Consider the following 17,211-nt stretch of genomic DNA (forward strand, 5'->3'; position numbering starts at 1 on the left):
CAAACCTTGGCTCACGCTCATGCTTCTAGCCATAGCGTTAAACGCTACACGGGGATCATGGATTGGCTGACAACCGTCGACCACAAGAAAATCGGTATATTATACCTGATCGCGGGTGGTTTCTTTTTCGGGATAGGCGGTATCGAAGCGATTCTGATTCGCTTGCAGCTGATCAAGCCGATGAACGATCTGGTATCGGCTCAAGTATTTAACGAATTGATTACAATGCACGGAACGACGATGATCTTCCTTGGCGTTATGCCAGTTATCTTCGCCTTGATGAACGCGGTCATCCCGCTTCAGATCGGCGCACGCGACGTCGCGTTTCCGTTTCTGAACTCGCTCGGATTTTGGACGTTCTTGTTCGGTGGACTTTTGCTTAACCTGAGCTGGATTATGGGCGGCGCGCCTGATGCGGGCTGGACGTCCTATACGCCGCTCTCCACCAACGACTATTCGTCCACGCACGGCGTAGACTTTTACACGATAGGACTTCAGATTGCAGGTCTCGGTACGTTGATCGGTGGTATCAACTTCCTGGCTACCATCATTACGATGCGTGCGCCTGGCATGTCCTTCATGAGAATGCCGATGTTTACATGGACGGCGTTCATCACTTCGGCCATGATTCTGTTCGCATTCCCTGCCATTACGGTAGGTCTCGTATTGCTCAGCTTTGACCGTTTGCTCGGTGCCAATTTCTTTGATGTTGCGGCAGGCGGAAGCCCTGTATTGTGGCAGCATATTTTCTGGATTTTCGGTCACCCTGAAGTTTACATTCTGATTTTGCCGGCGTTCGGTATTATCTCGGAAGTTATCCCTACATTCTCCCGTAAACGTTTGTTCGGATACAGCTCCATGGTATTTGCAACCATCCTGATCGCCTTCTTGGGCTTCATGGTTTGGGCTCACCATATGTTTACGACAGGTCTTGGACCTGTAGCGAATGCGCTCTTCTCCATCGCAACGATGCTGATCGCCGTTCCTACCGGTATCAAAATCTTTAACTGGCTCTTCACGATGTGGGGCGGCCAAATCCGCTTCACCAGCGCGAACCTGTTTGCGATCGGTTTCGTACCAACGTTCGTCATGGGTGGGGTTACCGGCGTCATGCTGGCATCTGCTCCTGCAGACTTCCAGTTCCATGACACGTACTTCGTTGTAGCTCACTTCCATTACGTTATCGTTGGCGGTCTGGTATTCGGTCTGTTCGCCGGCCTTCACTACTGGTGGCCAAAAATGTTCGGCCGTATGCTGAACGAAACGTTGGGCAAATGGACGTTCTGGTTGTTTGCCATCGGCTTCCACATGACATTCTTCGTACAGCATTTCCTTGGATTGCTAGGTATGCAGCGGCGGATTGTCTCGTACTTGCCGAACCAGAATTTCGACGAGCTTAACTTCATCAGTACCATCGGTGCAATCTTGATGGGAATCGGCGTATTGCTCTTCTTGGCTAACATTGTCGTCACTACAAGAAAACCGGTTGGCGTTGCAGCGGATCCTTGGGAAGATGGACGCACGCTCGAGTGGAGCATTCCTTCTCCGCCGCCAGAGTACAACTTTAAGCAAATTCCGCTCGTTCGCGGCATTGACGCTTTCTGGAAAGAGAAGATGGCAGGCAATAAAGAAATGACACCATCCGAGCCGGTTGGTCCGATTCATATGCCTTCGCCAAGCATCCTTCCGTTTGTGATGTCACTGGGTCTGTTTATCGCGGGTCTTGGTTTCATGTTTAGCACGGAAGACTTCTCGAATTCGTTCATGAGCTTAATCTTCAATAAATATATCGTTCTGATTGTTGGTCTTCTGATTACGTTCGCGGCAATGATCGCTCGTTCCCTGTACGATGATCATGGATATCACATCGAAGTTGAAGAACTGGAAGGGGAGGGTAAAGCATGAGTCACGCTGAACATGTAAACGGCGAACTTCCTCACGAGCCCGAGAAGGCAACACTCGAAGGCCGTAATAAGGTTCTTGGTTTCTGGCTCTTCCTCGGTGGAGAGGCCGTGCTCTTCGGTACGTTGTTTGCAACGTTCCTGGCGCTTCGCGGCCAGAACAACGAAGGTCCAACTGCTGCTGAGCTGTTCTCACTGCCGATCACGGCAGCAGCAACGCTGATATTGCTTGTCAGTTCCTTGACCAGCGTGTTCGCCATTCAGGCGCTGCACCGTCATAATATCGAGAAGCTGAAGCTGTGGCTGATCGTGACCGTTGTCCTGGGTCTTGGATTCCTTGGCCTTGAGATTTATGAATTCTATGAATATGTTGTGCATGAATCGTTTAACATGAAGACGAGTGCATTCTCGTCTGCATTCTATACGCTGGTTGGCTTCCACGGCGCCCACGTTGCTTTCGGGGTCGTGTGGATCAGCCTGTTGATTGCTCAGCTGTACAGAAAAGGGTTAACCGTGGTTACAGCACCTAAGGTTTATGTGTCTGCTATGTACTGGCACTTTATCGACGTTGTATGGGTGTTCATCTTCTCGGTCGTATACCTTCTTGGAAAGGTGGGCTAAGGAATGACTGCGAATCAACAATCCAATGAGGGGCCTACAGTGAAACACCGCCATCGTGTGGAAGGTCCTGAGAAACACATTGTCGTCTTTATTTTCTCCATCGTCCTGACTGCGATTGCTTTTGCGGCTGTCGCAGCCGGTGGCATCAACACAGCATTTACGATCATCCTTTTGCTGGTTATGGCTGTGTTGCAGGTGTTCGTGCAAATGGGTTACTGGATGCACTTGAAGGACAAAGGGCATCTGATGCCAATCCTGTTCATGATTGGCGGCTTCTTCGTAGCTAGTACCTGTATTGTCATGGCACTGTTCTGGGTTTGGTGGTAAAATGAAAAAGAGGTGGGCTACTTCAGCCCCCTCTTTTTTTAAGTCGTAGGAAGGTGTCACAATTTCGACAGAATTTAACCCGTTTAGGGGAGGTTTTTGCATGCTGGGCTTAGAATATTTTAGTTTTGCAGATAAATGGAGTCCCTTGTTCCTGGCATTTATGCTGCTCGTTACGGCAGGCTACTTCCTGTTGACCGGGCCGCTAAGCAGTCGTTTTGAAGGGAGTGCTCCGGTTTCCGCAGGAAGGAAAACACTGTTTGTAGGCGGTATGCTAACGTTCTATCTCGCACAAGGTGGACCTATTGAACTGCTTGGGCATACAATGTTCTCGTTTCATATGGTCAGTATGGCCATGTCCTATCTAATGGCAGTGCCGCTCTTGATTCTGGGTATTCCTGTTTGGATGTGGCGCGCCTTCGACAAGGCCAATCCGTTTAAGAAGCTCGGTTTCCTTGCGCGTCCGATTGTTGCCGCGGTTCTGTTTAACGGCTTGTTTTCGTTTTACCACATCCCGGTCATCCATGACTTTGTCATGTTAAACTTCTGGGTGCACCGTCTGTATTACCTGATCCTGTTTATCTCCTCGCTGCTGATGTGGTGGGCCATCATTAAACCGATTCCGGAGAAGGACAATTCGTCAGGGCTTATGAAGATGGGATACATCTTTCTCAACATGGTCTTGCTGACACCGGCATGCGGGCTCATTATTTTCTCAAGCGAACCGATGTACGCAACTTATAGCGATCCAGTGGTATGGGCGAAGGCGATGGGCTATTGCGTTGCCGGCGATACCACCGCGTTGCTCAGCCAGTTCGGCGGGCCGGAGTTCTTCGGCTACCTGGAGCCCGCGATTGACCAGCGAGTGGGCGGGATCATCATGAAGTTTTTCCAGGAAATCATTTTTGCTTCGATGCTGGCCTATGTGTTCTTTCACTGGTACAAACGAGAAAATCAGGAAGACGATCCTTTGCCTGGCGAGATTCCTCCAGGCAAACTCAACCAGGCGTAACAGGATTATTGAAGGGGGATCCATATGGATTGGTTTTTTATATTTCCCACGGTCAGTACAACGTTCATCGTCATCAGCGCCGTGCTGGTGGCGATTGGCTGGGGACTTATCATTAAAGGGAAGCGCGAGGCCCACAAGAAAGTGATGATTTGGGCGGCCATCGCAGCCGTCATCTTCTTTATCATCTATTCCTCGCGCACCGTATTCATCGGCAACACGTCATGGGGCGGACCTGATGACCTGAAGCCGTATTACCAGGTATTCCTGATCTTCCACATTATACTGGCTACCGTAGCCGCTGTGTTCGGGATCACGACGCTGGTCCTCGGCTTCAAGGAGAAGTTCTCCAAGCACCGCAAGTGGGGCAAGGTTACGTCGATCATCTGGTTCTTTACGGCCATCACCGGCGTAGCCGTGTATACCTTGTTGTACCTGTTATACCCGGGCGGGCATACCCAGCCTGTATGGAAAGTCATATTTGGAATGTAAGCGTGGGGAGAACACCCGTCAGAGGAATCTGGCGGGTGTTTTTTGTTTTGGCGCTGTGGGCAGATGGGGAGTGTATCCGTTCCGGTCGCTGTTGAAACCAGGAAACTTAGGATGAGATGAAAGGGTGGTTTCCCGGTTTCAAAGGCGAACGCCAGGTCTCCTCCACGGCTACACTCCCCTTGAGCAGGGAAGCTCTTGAATTAACCGCCGGCAAGGGATGGTGACACCCGATAGAAAACTTCTGACGGCTGATTAGAGAGTGTGAGGGCGGGGGTGGGGGAGTGACCCCGTTCCGGTCGCTGTAGAAACCAGGAAACTTAGGATGAGATGAAAGGGTGGTTTCCCGGTTTCAAAGGCGAACGCCAGGTCTCCTCCACGGCTACACTCCCCTTGAGCAGGGAAGCTCTTGAATTAACCGCCGGCAAGGGATGGTGACACCCGATAGAAAACTTCTGACGGCTGATTAGAGAGTGTGAGGGCGGGGTGGGGGAGTGACCCCGTTCCGGTCGCTGTTGAAACCAGGATCATCATAAAATTTTACAAATTCTATTGACACTGTTTATATACACACTATATACTGTGTATAAAGATATACACAGTGAGCACAGTAATCACACTAAGCACAGTGTAACTCAGACTGCGATGATAAAACGAAATGAATATATGAAGGAATGAAAGGGTGAGATGCATTGCAACAGGTTTTCCATAATGCGATGAAGATCGTGAAGAAAGACTTCGCAAGTGATAAGCTCCAAATCATATGGACGATACTGTTCATGCTGTACATGGGATTTGCCACGAGCGTCGTCATAAACGTTCAGTTCGAACATCTAGACGAATACAATAACCCTTTTGTCGATTTTATCATGGTGCTTTTTGCTCCTTTTGTAGGATTTTTATTTAACAGAAAGTCTTTCAAATATTTGAACGAGGATTCATACACCCGAATGCTGTACTTCTACCGGAGCATACCGGTGCCGGCTTCCGCTATTTTTGTTAGCCGGATCATTAATTCCCTGATCGCTTTTGCCATCAACAGCATCGTGTTTTACGGAATCATCTACGCTATAGGGAATCATCTAAGAAGCGTGATGGATATTTCAAGTTATATCGCCTTTATGCTGACATGGGTCGGGGCTGGATTTTTATTAACGGGTCCTTATATTTACTGGGAAAGTATGAGCAGCGGCAAGGTGTATCTAAGGAATACCGTTCTTTTGAATCTGTTCATTGCGGGATCGGTCGCTGTACTGAGCCTGTTGGGTTACAGCATATTCGAATTCTCAGCGAACGCCGCCATGAAATGGGGGCTGTTATCTCCGGTGATGTGGGGTTCGTTGATTGCGGGATTGGCGTCCATGCTGCTAATGAGCAAGTTAACCTACACGCGGCAGCAGACCAGGGATTTATCATGAAGGACCTAAAGATGAATCCGTATGGCGTGCAATGGCACGGGCTTATGTACAAAAGAAAAGCGAGGTGGTAAAAGGTGCGACTTCTGATACAGATCAATGAAAATAGCGCAGAGCCTTTATATCACCAGATTGAAACACAGCTGCGCTCGCTCATTATTAGCGGTCAAATCGAGGAGGGAACGTTATTGCCATCCATTAGGGAATTTGCCGGAGATCTGAAGTGTAGCGTTATTACGGTGCGCAGGGTGTATCAGGATCTTGAGAATGAAGGGCTGCTGCGAACGAGGCAAGGCACGGGAACCTTTGTTGCCGGCGTCGGCGACCAGGCCCGGGAACAATATAAACGCAATGCGGTCATTGAGGCATTAAGGGATGCTGTGGATAAAGGGCTTGCCGTTCAATTCAATGAAGATGAGATGAAAGAGATGTTCATGGAAGTTGTCCGTGAAAAATATGACGCCAAAGGAGGTCGCTAACATTCCATGGAACCGCATGTTATTGAATTTCGTAATGTTATTAAACGGCGAAGAACGAAAACCATCGGCCCGATCCAATTATCGATTCCACAAGGATATATCATTGCCCTGGTGGGACCTAACGGCTCGGGAAAAAGCACGCTGCTGAACATGATGATGCAGACCGTGTTTCCGGACGAAGGCGAAATCACCTGGTTCGGCGAGTCTTACCGGGGAGAGCTTCCGATCTCGATCCGTAAACAAATGGGCTTCGTTCCTGAACAGCTAAGCATAGAAGAACAGCATATGACGGTGGATGAAGCGGCCAGCTTTCGCGCATCCTGGTATGACGATTGGGACGGTTATTTTTTCGATGAGCTTCTATCCAAGTTCGATGTCCCGCGTGGCGTCAAACTGCGCAAAATGTCCAAGGGGGAACGCCGCAAGTTTGAGATTGCCGCTGCGCTGGCGCCAAGGCCCAGGTTTCTGCTGCTGGATGAACCTTCCTCGGGCCTGGATCCATTCGCTTGGAAGCTGATGATCGATCAGCTGCACAAAGTAATGAAATCCATGGATACAACCATCGTGCTCTCCACCCATGTAGTGGATGAAATCCGGCGTCTGGCCGACTATGTCATTCTCATCCATCACGGGAAGATGCTCGGCATGGTGGAGAAGGATTCGCTGCTGGACAACTGGAGGGAATGCTGGATTCGGGGAGATGCCTCCATTGTAAAGGAGCTTCCGGGTATTCTGAGCTTCAAGCAAGAGACAGCGAACACGATATCTTTTATAACGACGGAATGCTTGGAAGTGGAGAAGATCCTGCAGTCTGCAGGCATCTCGTTTATTCAGACCCGTTCCTTGGAGCTGGATGAAGTGCTTCGATTATGGATTGACGGAAACATGCCTGCCAATGTGCAGAACTAGGATAGAGAGGGGTTTTTAGGAGATGCAACGATTGCAATTAGACAATGTAGTTAAAATTTATGCGGACAAAACGGCAGTAAACCGGATTTCGCTTCAGGTTGAGGAAGGTGAAATCTACGGGCTGCTCGGGGCAAACGGCGCCGGCAAAACTACCACCATGCGGATGGTGCTTGGGCTGATCTACCCGGACGACGGAACGATCCTGTACAACGGAAAGCCGTACAACAAGGAACTTCGCCACATTATGGGGTACTTGCCGGAAGAGCGCGGGTTATACCCGAAAGTGAAGGTCAGTGAGCAAATTTCCTATTTGGCGCAGCTTCGGGGCATGTCCGCGAAAGACGCAGATAAGAGTCTGAAATACTGGCTGGAACGGTTTGAAGTTCCCGACTATTACGACAAGAAGATTGAAGAGCTGTCCAAGGGCAATCAGCAAAAAATGGGCTTTATCGCAGCGGTTGTCCATGACCCGCAAATTCTCATTCTCGACGAAGCCTTCAGCGGACTGGATCCGGTTAACGTCGAACTTCTGAAATCAACGGTAAAAGAACTCCGAGACAAGGGAACGAGCATTCTGTTCTCCACCCACCGGATGGAACATGTTGAGGAACTGTGCAAAAACATTACGATTCTCCATCGCTCCAATACGGTGGTAAAAGGGAATTTGAAAGATATCAAATCCAAGTATCCTCGTGAAGAGGTGGTGCTCGGTACGTCCGGTGAAGTTCGGGGGCTTGAAGCCCTTCCTGGCGTAACGGCGGTGGAGCGGACAGAGGACGGTTACTCCATCCGGATCAGTCAGGTTGATGCAGCGCAGAACATTTTGAATACAGCCATGTCGCAAAGCACGATCCATCGGTTTGAAGTGAAGGAGCCGACACTCAATCAAATCTTCATAAAGGCGGTAGGTGAATCCAATGAATAATATGTGGACCGTTATCCGATTTACGTTCATGAATAAAGTAAGAACGAAGTCGTTTCTCGTTTCAACCTTGATATTTGCACTCATTATTACGATCGGGATCAATCTTCCTTTTCTGATCCAAATGTTTACGGGGGATAAGGCTGGATCCGACGAGACCACCCGCATCGGACTGGTATATGGACAAGAACAAACGCTAGCCGAACAATTGGAGACCACTTGGAGCAGCTTACCGGCCAATTCCTACGAATTCGTCAAATACGAAGCGGCAGATGAAGCTGCCCTGAATCAAGACATCAAAGATGGCGTAATCGAAGGCTATTTGAAATTTGAAGCGCAAGAAGGCAGTACATTCCCAACCGTGGTCTACAGCTCCGAAGACGAGGCCATGAGCCCGGAACTGCAATCCAATCTGCAAGCAGCGCTGCAGGTGGCGAAGACGCGAAGCATCGTAGAAGGACTCAATTTGTCCGATGCCCAAATCAATGAACTGAATACGCCGGTTCAGATTGACGCCCGCAGCATTAGCACGAATCCATCAGGCAATGCAGACGGGGCTTCGGATGAGAAGGAAGGGGCTTCCGAGGTTATTAACTACATTGTGGTGTACGCTCTGATTATCCTGTTCTTCTTCACCTTGATGGGTACGGGGAACATGATTGCCTCCGAAGTGACGACAGAGAAGAGCTCCCGCATTATGGAGATCTTGATTACAAGCGTATCTCCGCTGAGCCAAATGTTTGGCAAGGTCATCGGCATGTTCCTGCTGGGTTTGTCGCAGATCGCCGCATTCGGCATCGTGGCCGCCGTGAACCTGATGCTTCCGCACAACCTGGATACATTGAAGGACATGAATCTCGACCTGAGCGCGATCGACCCGATGCTGCTGGTGTTCGGTTTAATCTTCTACATCCTTGGCTATTTCTTGTATGCGATGCTTTATGCGGCCATTGGTTCGATCGTCAGCCGTACCGAAGATTTAGGGCAGGCGGTCATGCCGATTACGATGCTGTCGCTGGTGGCGTTCTATATCGCGATTTTTAGCCTGAGCGCTCCAAACTCGATGTTGATGAAGGTGTCCTCGTACATTCCGTTCATCTCGCCGACCACGATTCTGGTACGGATCGGACTAGGCGACATTACCGTATGGGAGATTCTTCTCTCGCTGGCGATCCTGATCGCGGCCATTCTCGTCTTCGGCTGGCTGGCTGCGAAAATCTATCGCACCGGCGTCCTGATGTACGGTAAACGCCCTACGTTCAAAGAGCTCAGAAAAGCAATGAAGGCTTATAAGATGTAAAGCAGTGGAAGTAGTGTTTGGGCTGCTGGAACAAAAAGTAGAGTTAAGGGGAGCGCCATACCGACATCGGTATGGCGGACATAACCCCATAAAATAAGCAGAGTACAGCACGGTTATTCTTTGCCGCATAAGACCACACCAACATAAAGGAGTTTACATACATGAAAAATTGGAAACGCATGCTCTTGTCTCTCACGATTTCGGCGGGATTGCTCGCGACGTCAGTGCCTGCCATGGCAGCGCCGCAGCAGCCGGCTGTGAAGGTGAATAACCAAGTTGTCGAATATTCGCTTGGCACACCGGTTATCGAAAAAGGCACGACGCTTGTTCCGCTTAGAAGCACGCTCCAGGCTTTGGACGTGAAGCTGACGGGAGCTGCAGATGACACCATTACTGCGGTGGTGGACGGTAAGACCATTACCTTAACAGGCAAACTGAAACGAATTAATGGCGTAACCTATGCGCCCATTCGGGTTGTCGGGGACGCAGCCGGCTATGAGGTCAAATGGAATGCAGCAACCCGTACCGTTCTGCTGGTTTCCAAGACGACGGAAACCGCACAGACCGGCGGCCGCGGGTTTATGTGGGAAGTAGAGAGCAATGGGAATACTGTGTATCTGGTGGGCTCCATGCATATCGCGGATGACAGCTTCTACCCGCTGCGTCCGGAATTTGAGGAAGCCTTTGCCGAAGCAGATTATCTCGGTGTCGAGGTTGATGTCAGCAAAGCAGCTGATGAAGCGCAGCAGCAGCTGATCATGGATATGGGCATGTATAAGGATGGAACAACGCTCAAGGATCATGTGTCCACCGAGACGTACGCCAAGATAGGCAAAATCCTGACGGAGAGCGGCATGAAGCCGAATGCCTTGGATGCATTCAAGCCTTGGGTAGTGGAAACCACGATCAGCAGCTTGAAAGCAGTAAAGGCTGGATACGAAGCCGCTGCTGGAATTGATCTGTATTTCGTCCAGAAAGCGATCGAGCGCAAAATTCCGGTAATCGAGTTAGAATCCTATGAACTGCAGCTCGGCATGTTTAATGGCTTCTCCAAAGAGCTGCAAGAAAAGAATCTCAACATCGTCTTGGATAATTTCGACGTGCTGGATGACGGTGTGGAGCAATTGGCTGAGATGTGGAAGACGGGTAATGATGAGGCGCTGCTGGAGTTCACCAACAGCATGGCCGTTGATGAGGAATACAACAAAGCGATGCTGATTGACCGAAACATCGGAATGGCCGAGAAAATCGACGGATACCTGAAGAACGGCAAAAAAGAAGAGTACTTCATCGTGGTTGGCGCAGCCCACTATCTGGGTGAGCATGGCATCGTGAAACTGCTTGAGGATAAAGGCTATACCGTTGTTCGTAAATAGATAAAGCCATCATTGCGATTTATGACTCGATTCTACCCTTCAAAAAGCGAAAACCTTCCAATGATCGAATGACGATCATTGGAAGGTTTTTTGTTGTTTCTGTATTTCATTAAAGAACTAGAAGCTGTTCGAACAGCCCTTACAGCAACAATATGGCAGCGCCGATCATCGGGGTAAGGACCATGCAGGTTTTCAGCCAGACAACGGGTACGCGCTTCGTAAATTTTGCTCCGACGTACGAGCCGGACATCGTCCCGACCACTACGGCGGCGAGCAGTTGAACATCCAGGTATCCGATCGAGAAGTATCCGGCGCCTCCTGCTAGCGCAATCGGCATGATGACCAGCATGGTCGTGCCGGCAGCAAAGCGCATCGACATGCCGAGGACAAGCATGAGCCCGATCTGGATGAACGGGGTGGAGCCGATTCCGAACAAACCCGATAAGGCACCGGTGATCAGTCCGATGAGCAGCGCCTGCAGCCAGTATCGGAAACCCTGCACAACCGGTGGAGCCGAGACCTCGGAAGACTTGGACCGCCGTGAGACGTACAACATCCTGAACCATAAGGCCAGTCCGGAGGCGAAGAGCATCCCGGATGTCATATAGCCCAGTTGATCCTCGGGAATCAGCGAGGACCAGCCTGAGCTGACCCACGCCCCTGCCGCACCGGCTAAGCCGACGACGACACCCGTTCTCAGCACCATATTCCCTTCACGATAATGACTGACCGAACCGGAAAGCGACGAGAAGAACATCGCTGCCAGTGCGGTACCCAGCGCGGTATGGATGGGATAACCGAATACGACCGTCAGGATGGAAATAATAAAACCCGATCCGCCTGCGCCCACGAACCCGAGGAGTAGTCCGAGCAGCACCATAACGAGGGCGATCTCGATCAACAACATCAAGCCATCCTCCAAACCTGATGGGGCACGCCGATTCCGGCCGGAACCGGCAGGTCCTCTCGAACGCAGCTGTGTTGGTCCAGCACCATGGTGGGGTGCCCGCTCCCATAGACGGGCCAATCCGGCAATGCACGAATATTCGGATCTCCGCTGTGTACGAATGCGACCCATGCTTCCCGCATGGCGCGTGCCAGCGCAAAGCTCTCGGCGGTTACGGAATAGGGATCCTCATTGGAGTGACACTCAGCGGGCATCACATTTCGGTTGAATGCTGCGCCGATGAGACTGCCTTCATAACCGTGTATCGCGCCGAGCGAGCCGCCGCCTTGGAGCCGATACATCCATACAGGAGTTCCTGACGATGCCACGGCTTCTGCAAACTGCATCGCTCCGATCATATAGAGGTGTTCGGTTAATGCTTTGCTCCACGCTTCACCCGATGCCATCGATTGCTCATAACAAGCATAAGCATTCCATGCCACAGCGGCAGTCTCTCCGAAGAATCGTTCGAGCGTCTCGAAAGCCGGGGACTGAAGCGCCGGATCGTTATGGATAAAAATAGCCGCTTCATTCTCATTTGTGCCGATCAGCAGCGGCGGGAGGCCGGCGTTCCCGGCTAAACTCGCCAGTGGATCCAACGGAATGACATGGCCGTCGGCAACCGGGCCGAACATATGCAGGCTGCGCGAGGTATCGGAACCGATTGCCGACTGCGCTTCGATGATTCTCTCCGCAGGAAGTTCAAGCAGTTGATGCGCCTGTGCTTGCGGTAACCCCAACTCTTCAAGCAGCCTTAGAGTCGTGACATTGGCGGTTTGCCAATCCCGTATCGACTGCGTTGCGCCGCTTTGGGCAATGGCCCGGTGAAATAAGCCCTGTGCCGCTTCCATCACGTAGAGGGTGGCGGTACATTTGGCCCCGGCAGAATTGCCGATGACGGTTACCCGCGACGGGTCGCCGCCAAAAGCGGCGATATTCAACCGAACCCATCGGAGGGCGGCCGCGATATCAAGCATGCCATGGTTTCCGGAGGTTTCATACCCGTTGCCGAGCAGGTCTCCCAAATACAAAAAACCTAACGCGCCCAGCCGGTAATTGATCGATACGTAGACGATCCCATCCTCTGCTGCGTAACGGGATCCATCGCACTCCGCTCCGTTCCCCGACACGAACCCGCCGCCATGGATATAAACCATGACCGGTTTTAATTTCTCACTGACGCCCGTTGTCCACACATTTAAGTTTAGGCAATCCTCGGACTGTGCAAGCCCGGGCACGTTCCCGTTCGGCTGATGCTGCTGGGGCGCGATCGGGCCGAATTGCTTGCACGGCCTTACGCCCGTCCAAGCGAGCGGAGAGGCCGGAGGCTTGAATCTGCGATTGCCCACAGGCGGGGCAGCATAGGGGATGCCCCGGAATACATTCACGCCGTTTGAATCGTCGCCTTCCACTGTGCCTGATAATGTCTGTACGATCAAGTTGACCGTCTCCTATCCTTACAAGATGAGATTATTATATCTTGTTTCTATGATGAGCCCTAATATATATTAGTTTATATAAATGATAACTAATGAGTTATGTATCAAAGAAAGTTGGAATGAGATGGAACTGTTGCAATTAAAATATTTTCAGACTGCTGCCCGAATGCAGCACATGACGAAAGCAGCCCATAGCCTTCATATATCGCAGCCTGCATTAAGCAAAATGATCGCATCGCTAGAAACCGAGCTGGGAACCAAGCTGTTCGAGCGGGAACGCAAATCCATACGTCTGAACGAGCATGGCAAGCTGTTTCTCCATCAAGTGGATATTGCGCTGCAGGCGCTGGAGGACGGAAAGCTGCAGCTGCAGGATGCCAGCGGCGGCACCTCCGCCGCCATCACGCTCGATGTGCGCGTCTCCTCGCATTTGCTGCCGGATCTATTGGCTGATTTTCGCAAAGAATGCCCGAATGCCGAGTTCCAATTGCAGCAGCATGTTTTGTCGTCCGTAGGGATGCCGAGCTTCGATTTATGCCTGTCCGATGGCGCAGAGCCGCCGAAGGGAACGACCTCGGTGTGCTTGCTCGAAGAGGAGATCGTGGTTGCGGTACCCGCTGACCATCCGCTTGCGGATCGAGATCGGGTTAGCTTGCGGGAACTTAAGGAGGAGAGCTTCATTACGCTGCCTCCGGGCAAATCGCTGCGTGAAACGACCGATGCGTTCTGCCGTCTTGCCGGCTTTACCCCCCGCATCCGATTCGAGAGCGACGACCCCGCCACCGTTCGCGGTCTCATTCGAGCGGGTCAGGGCGTCGCCTTCCTGCCGGTCGTGACATGGGGCGGATCAACCGGGCCTGATGTCGTCCAGCTGAAGCTCGAAGAAGGCTGGTGCAAGCGCTCGATTTCCTTGTCTTGGCCCAAGGACCGATATCTCATGCAGACGGCGGTGCTGTTCCGGGATTTTGCCATTCGGTACTTTGCTCGGCTGACCGAATCGCACCGGCAGAACATGGCTCGGGGAGAACTCTAGCCTGTACCGGACAAAGAACAAGCCGGACCATATGAAGGTTCCGGCTTGTTATTCGTTTCTTTGGGAAAGCCATCTCTGCCGAATCACTCATACACCCGCAGCCAGCCATCCAAGCATGCCCCAGCACGCACCAGGCCCGCAGGGAGGGACCCGTGCGCACAATGTACAAGAGAACCATACCGGGATGCTGTTGGAGCCATCTGAAGCTTCCCGCCTCACCGTCAAGCGTTAGAATAAAACGATGCCGGCAGCCCCAGCTACAAGGAGAATCAGCAACGGGTGGAGTTTGTATTTGAGCAGGAGAAATAAGCAAGCTCCGCAAATCAGCAGCGTGGGAATGAGTCCGCTTAAGACCCTGTCGCCCTCATCGGGATAACCAAAATGAATGGCCGCATAGACGATGAGTCCGGTCGTAACCGGACGCAACCCGTATAACGAAGATTTCACCCATGGATTCCCCCGCATGCGGTAGAAGAAGGCAGAGAGCATCACGATGACGACCAGCGACGGCAGGATGATGCCGGCGGTCGAGACGACGGCCCCGGCATAGCCGGCGGTCTGATAGCCGATCAGCGTGGCGGCATTGGTGGCGATCGACCCGGGCGCCATGCCGGCCAGCGCCACGGTCTGCTGGAATTCCGCTGCGGTCAGCAGCCCTTTTTCCGTGATCTCCTTCTGAATGACGGGGATCACCGCATATCCGCCGCCAAAAGACACAAGGCCTACACCAATGAATATCATGAACAAGTCCCAATACATTTCCTTCGCCCCGATTCGTTTCGCTCAAATGTAATATTCCAATTCCGGGCAGCTGTCGGCCGCAGCCTTCTTCTCGGTATCCGCTCGAAGTCCCAGCCGTATTTTGATCTGGATGACGGCCATGCCGCCGAGCAGGCTGAGCGCAATCAGATAGAGGGGATGGACGCCGGTGAACAGCATCACGGATACGGTGGCAAGGGCGGTGATCGTTGTGGTGGCATCAAAGACGGCATATTTGGCCATCCGGTAAGCAGCCACCGCGATCAGCGCGATGATGGCGCCGTGCATCCCCTTTAAAGCCGCTTCAACCTTGGGCTGATCCCGGAAAAACACCACAGCCGTGCTGAACAGGAGCACGATGATAAATGTGGGACATGTCACGCCCAGCACGGCCGAAACCGCCCCGGCTATGCCGGCTTGGCGGTGGCCGATCATGGCGGCGGCATTCACGCCGACGCCGCCGGGAGCGGAACCGGCAAGCGAGATCAGCTCGCCGATGTCCTCCTCGTTCACCCATTTTTGCTTGCTCACCACTTCGCGCTCAATCATGGGCAGCATCGCGTATCCGCCTCCGAAGGTGGAAGGCCCGATGCGAAAGAAGGTCCAGAATAGCCGGACTAGCAGCATGAATCGTTCCTTCGCCCGGCTCATGTACGCGTTTAGCTTTTCCATTAGGCGTGATGGATTCTCGGCATCGGCATCGGCTCCTTGCCAAGCTCGGCCCAGATGTATTTAAGCAGCAGCTCCGCCTTCAGCTGCTCATATCCCGGTTCGTCCCACAAATTGCGCAGTTCTCCGGGATCTGCTTCAAGGTCAAACAGTTCGCCATAGGTTTGATTGTAATAAACGGTGATTTTATAACGCTGCTCGATGTACGTTTTTTGATGAATCGTTGAAGGCTCATGCCGGAATTCGCAGATGGCGTGCTGCCTTGCGGTATCGGCGGCCCCGAGCCACACGTCCTTTTGGTCGATGCCCGTCATCGCGTGCGGGACCGGTATGCCGCAGAAGGATAGGAAGGTCGGGGCCAGATCGACCAGAGACTGCATCGCATTCGACCTTTTCCCGGCGGGCACCCGTCCCGGATAACGCACAATGAACGGAAGCTTGATCAAATCCTCGTAATGGAACCCGCCCTTGGCTTGAAGGCCGTGCTGGCCGAAGAAATGTCCGTGATCGGTGGTGAAAACAACGATCGTATCCTCCGACAGTCCCAGTTCGTCCAGTCTATCGAGTATTTTGCCAATATATTTATCCATCATGCTGATCATGCCGTAATACACGGCGACCAGCTTTTTCTTGTCGTATTCCGTTAACCTGGATTTCGAACCGTATTCGTAGTAGTGATGGGAACGGTAACCATGAATGCCGAACCCGGTCTCAGCGAGATGCGAAAAATCGGGCTCCTCTTCCTGCGTCAATCCGAAATGCGGGGGATTGCGGTCATGCTCTCCGGGCGTCAGGGACGGAATCGTGAGTTTCTCCGGATCATACATCGAATCCCAAGGCTCAGGCACCAAATATTCCGGGTGCGGGTCGAAGAAGCTTGCCCACAAAAAGAATGGCTCCTCCGCCTTCTTGTATTGGTCCAAAAGCGAACGGGTCCGCTCGGCGATCCAGGTATTGTAGTGGTATTTTTCCGGGATGGGCCATGCGTATGTTTGGGTAGGATCCATGGTTCCGGTAGGCGGCAGGAAGTAATCGCGCCAATTGGCGCATCCTTGCTCCTCCAGCCATAGGGCATAATGTTGACCGACATGGGCCTCGTTCGTATGGTTGCGCGCCAGCTCGACGTGATCGAAGCCGTAAAAAGAACCGTGAAAATTTCGCCAATACGCCAAATCCTGAAGGATCGGGTAAGCTTCGACGGACGGGTAGTCTTCCGTGGATGTTAACGGCTGAAAATGAGCCTTTCCCACTAGCGCGGTCCGGTATCCGGCTTCTTGGAAGCTTGCGCCGACGGTATGGCGATCTTCCAGCAGCTTTGTCCCCAAGGTCCAGGCTCCGTGCTGACTCGGGTACTGCCCCGTAATGATGGAAGCCCGGCTCGGCGTGCAGGTCGGATTGGGACAGTACGCCCGTTCGAACGTCGTTCCTTGGCGCGCGAGGCGGTCCAGGTTCGGCGTAGAGATTTCAGGCTGAAACGCGCCGATCGTATTCCAATGCTGCTGATCGCTAGTGATTAGCAAAATGTTAGGTCTTCTCGACAAGTGTAATCCCCTCCTAGTATGATGATATTGAAAAATAGAGGTTATCAAAATAGCACCGTGTTATATTTTTGTTGTCATT

17 protein-coding genes are annotated in these 17,211 nt (G+C 52.0%); 12 read left to right on the forward strand and 5 right to left on the reverse strand.

Going from position 1 to position 17,211, the window contains the following annotated elements; all coding sequences use genetic code 11:
• Positions 1 to 6 precede the first annotated feature (6 nt).
• From ctaD to BMX45_RS24325, 11 genes are all read left to right on the forward strand, one after another.
• Positions 7 to 1,905, forward strand: a complete 1,899-nt coding sequence (gene ctaD, locus BMX45_RS24275) for a cytochrome c oxidase subunit I (protein ID WP_090912577.1) — start codon at positions 7 to 9, stop codon at positions 1,903 to 1,905.
• On the forward strand, positions 1,902 to 2,522 hold the full coding sequence (locus BMX45_RS24280; RefSeq protein WP_009590523.1) for a cytochrome (ubi)quinol oxidase subunit III: 621 nt from the start codon (positions 1,902 to 1,904) through the stop codon (positions 2,520 to 2,522). The genes ctaD and BMX45_RS24280 overlap by 4 nt, the downstream gene beginning before the upstream one ends.
• Before the next feature lie 3 nt (positions 2,523 to 2,525).
• Positions 2,526 to 2,849: a cytochrome C oxidase subunit IV family protein gene (locus BMX45_RS24285; RefSeq protein WP_012818913.1), complete on the forward strand. Its 324-nt coding sequence runs from the start codon at positions 2,526 to 2,528 to the stop codon at positions 2,847 to 2,849.
• Positions 2,850 to 2,949: 100 nt separating this feature from the next.
• Positions 2,950 to 3,858 (forward strand): cytochrome c oxidase assembly factor CtaG, encoded by a 909-nt coding sequence (gene ctaG / locus BMX45_RS24290; RefSeq protein WP_090912579.1) that lies wholly within the window; start codon positions 2,950 to 2,952, stop codon positions 3,856 to 3,858.
• Positions 3,859 to 3,882: 24 nt separating this feature from the next.
• Entirely contained in the window at positions 3,883 to 4,347 is a 465-nt protein-coding gene (locus BMX45_RS24295) for a DUF420 domain-containing protein (RefSeq protein ID WP_090912582.1), read from the forward strand.
• Positions 4,348 to 5,060: 713 nt separating this feature from the next.
• The gene (locus BMX45_RS24300; protein ID WP_254778241.1) at positions 5,061 to 5,762 is read left to right on the forward strand and encodes a hypothetical protein; all 702 of its coding nucleotides are present in this window, start codon (positions 5,061 to 5,063) and stop codon (positions 5,760 to 5,762) included.
• Positions 5,763 to 5,836: 74 nt separating this feature from the next.
• Positions 5,837 to 6,238: a GntR family transcriptional regulator gene (locus tag BMX45_RS24305; protein WP_090912586.1), complete on the forward strand. Its 402-nt coding sequence runs from the start codon at positions 5,837 to 5,839 to the stop codon at positions 6,236 to 6,238.
• Between the two features lie 6 nt (positions 6,239 to 6,244).
• Positions 6,245 to 7,147 carry an ABC transporter ATP-binding protein gene (locus BMX45_RS24310; protein ID WP_090912588.1) on the forward strand — a complete coding sequence of 301 codons (903 nt, stop codon included), beginning with the start codon at positions 6,245 to 6,247 and terminating at the stop codon, positions 7,145 to 7,147.
• A 22-nt stretch (positions 7,148 to 7,169) separates the two neighbouring features.
• Complete coding sequence (locus BMX45_RS24315) at positions 7,170 to 8,072, forward strand: ABC transporter ATP-binding protein (RefSeq protein ID WP_041621923.1); 903 nt, start codon at positions 7,170 to 7,172, stop codon at positions 8,070 to 8,072.
• A complete protein-coding gene (locus tag BMX45_RS24320; RefSeq protein ID WP_090912590.1) occupies positions 8,065 to 9,369 on the forward strand; it encodes an ABC transporter permease in 1,305 nt (434 codons plus the stop codon). The genes BMX45_RS24315 and BMX45_RS24320 overlap by 8 nt, the downstream gene beginning before the upstream one ends.
• Positions 9,370 to 9,530: 161 nt before the next feature.
• On the forward strand, positions 9,531 to 10,745 hold the full coding sequence (locus BMX45_RS24325; RefSeq protein WP_090912592.1) for a TraB/GumN family protein: 1,215 nt from the start codon (positions 9,531 to 9,533) through the stop codon (positions 10,743 to 10,745).
• 139 nt (positions 10,746 to 10,884) lie between these two features.
• Here the strand turns inward: BMX45_RS24325 and BMX45_RS24330 are convergent, their stop codons facing one another.
• Both BMX45_RS24330 and BMX45_RS24335 read right to left on the reverse strand, forming a co-directional pair.
• On the reverse strand, positions 10,885 to 11,652 hold the full coding sequence (locus BMX45_RS24330) for a sulfite exporter TauE/SafE family protein (RefSeq protein WP_090912594.1): 768 nt from the start codon (positions 11,650 to 11,652) through the stop codon (positions 10,885 to 10,887).
• A complete protein-coding gene (locus BMX45_RS24335) occupies positions 11,652 to 13,130 on the reverse strand; it encodes a carboxylesterase/lipase family protein (RefSeq protein ID WP_090912596.1) in 1,479 nt (492 codons plus the stop codon). The genes BMX45_RS24330 and BMX45_RS24335 overlap by 1 nt, the downstream gene beginning before the upstream one ends.
• A 124-nt stretch (positions 13,131 to 13,254) precedes the next feature.
• On the opposite strand from BMX45_RS24335, the gene BMX45_RS24340 reads away from it, so the two are divergent.
• Entirely contained in the window at positions 13,255 to 14,163 is a 909-nt protein-coding gene (locus BMX45_RS24340; RefSeq protein ID WP_090912598.1) for a LysR family transcriptional regulator, read from the forward strand.
• A 228-nt stretch (positions 14,164 to 14,391) separates the two neighbouring features.
• On the opposite strand, the gene BMX45_RS24345 is transcribed toward BMX45_RS24340, so the two are convergent.
• From BMX45_RS24345 to BMX45_RS24355, 3 genes are read right to left on the reverse strand one after another with little or no spacing between them, the layout of a single operon-like run.
• The gene (locus BMX45_RS24345; RefSeq protein ID WP_090912600.1) at positions 14,392 to 14,922 is read right to left on the reverse strand and encodes a chromate transporter; all 531 of its coding nucleotides are present in this window, start codon (positions 14,920 to 14,922) and stop codon (positions 14,392 to 14,394) included.
• Between the two features lie 24 nt (positions 14,923 to 14,946).
• Entirely contained in the window at positions 14,947 to 15,594 is a 648-nt protein-coding gene (locus BMX45_RS24350; RefSeq protein WP_090912602.1) for a chromate transporter, read from the reverse strand.
• Positions 15,594 to 17,132 carry a sulfatase family protein gene (locus tag BMX45_RS24355; RefSeq protein WP_090912604.1) on the reverse strand — a complete coding sequence of 513 codons (1,539 nt, stop codon included), beginning with the start codon at positions 17,130 to 17,132 and terminating at the stop codon, positions 15,594 to 15,596. Before BMX45_RS24355 ends, BMX45_RS24350 begins: the two co-directional genes overlap by 1 nt.
• Positions 17,133 to 17,211: the final 79 nt, after the last annotated feature.

Source organism: Paenibacillus sp. cl141a (assembly GCF_900109305.1).
Taxonomy (GTDB): Bacteria; Bacillota; Bacilli; order Paenibacillales; family Paenibacillaceae; genus Paenibacillus_AQ; species Paenibacillus_AQ lautus_A.

Excerpts from the sequence above, each read along its gene's own strand:
- BMX45_RS24330 (WP_090912594.1), bottom strand. The coding sequence starts at position 11,652 with ATGTTGTTGATCGAGATCGCCCTCGTTATGGTGCTGCTCGGACTACTC.
- BMX45_RS24315 (WP_041621923.1), top strand. The coding sequence starts at position 7,170 with ATGCAACGATTGCAATTAGACAATGTAGTTAAAATTTATGCGGACAAA.
- BMX45_RS24325 (WP_090912592.1), top strand. The coding sequence starts at position 9,531 with ATGAAAAATTGGAAACGCATGCTCTTGTCTCTCACGATTTCGGCGGGA.
- BMX45_RS24340 (WP_090912598.1), top strand. The coding sequence starts at position 13,255 with ATGGAACTGTTGCAATTAAAATATTTTCAGACTGCTGCCCGAATGCAG.
- BMX45_RS24345 (WP_090912600.1), bottom strand. The coding sequence starts at position 14,922 with ATGTATTGGGACTTGTTCATGATATTCATTGGTGTAGGCCTTGTGTCT.
- BMX45_RS24310 (WP_090912588.1), top strand. The coding sequence starts at position 6,245 with ATGGAACCGCATGTTATTGAATTTCGTAATGTTATTAAACGGCGAAGA.
- BMX45_RS24350 (WP_090912602.1), bottom strand. The coding sequence starts at position 15,594 with ATGGAAAAGCTAAACGCGTACATGAGCCGGGCGAAGGAACGATTCATG.
- BMX45_RS24285 (WP_012818913.1), top strand. The coding sequence starts at position 2,526 with ATGACTGCGAATCAACAATCCAATGAGGGGCCTACAGTGAAACACCGC.
- BMX45_RS24295 (WP_090912582.1), top strand. The coding sequence starts at position 3,883 with ATGGATTGGTTTTTTATATTTCCCACGGTCAGTACAACGTTCATCGTC.
- ctaG (WP_090912579.1), top strand. The coding sequence starts at position 2,950 with ATGCTGGGCTTAGAATATTTTAGTTTTGCAGATAAATGGAGTCCCTTG.
- BMX45_RS24300 (WP_254778241.1), top strand. The coding sequence starts at position 5,061 with ATGAAGATCGTGAAGAAAGACTTCGCAAGTGATAAGCTCCAAATCATA.
- BMX45_RS24320 (WP_090912590.1), top strand. The coding sequence starts at position 8,065 with ATGAATAATATGTGGACCGTTATCCGATTTACGTTCATGAATAAAGTA.
- BMX45_RS24280 (WP_009590523.1), top strand. The coding sequence starts at position 1,902 with ATGAGTCACGCTGAACATGTAAACGGCGAACTTCCTCACGAGCCCGAG.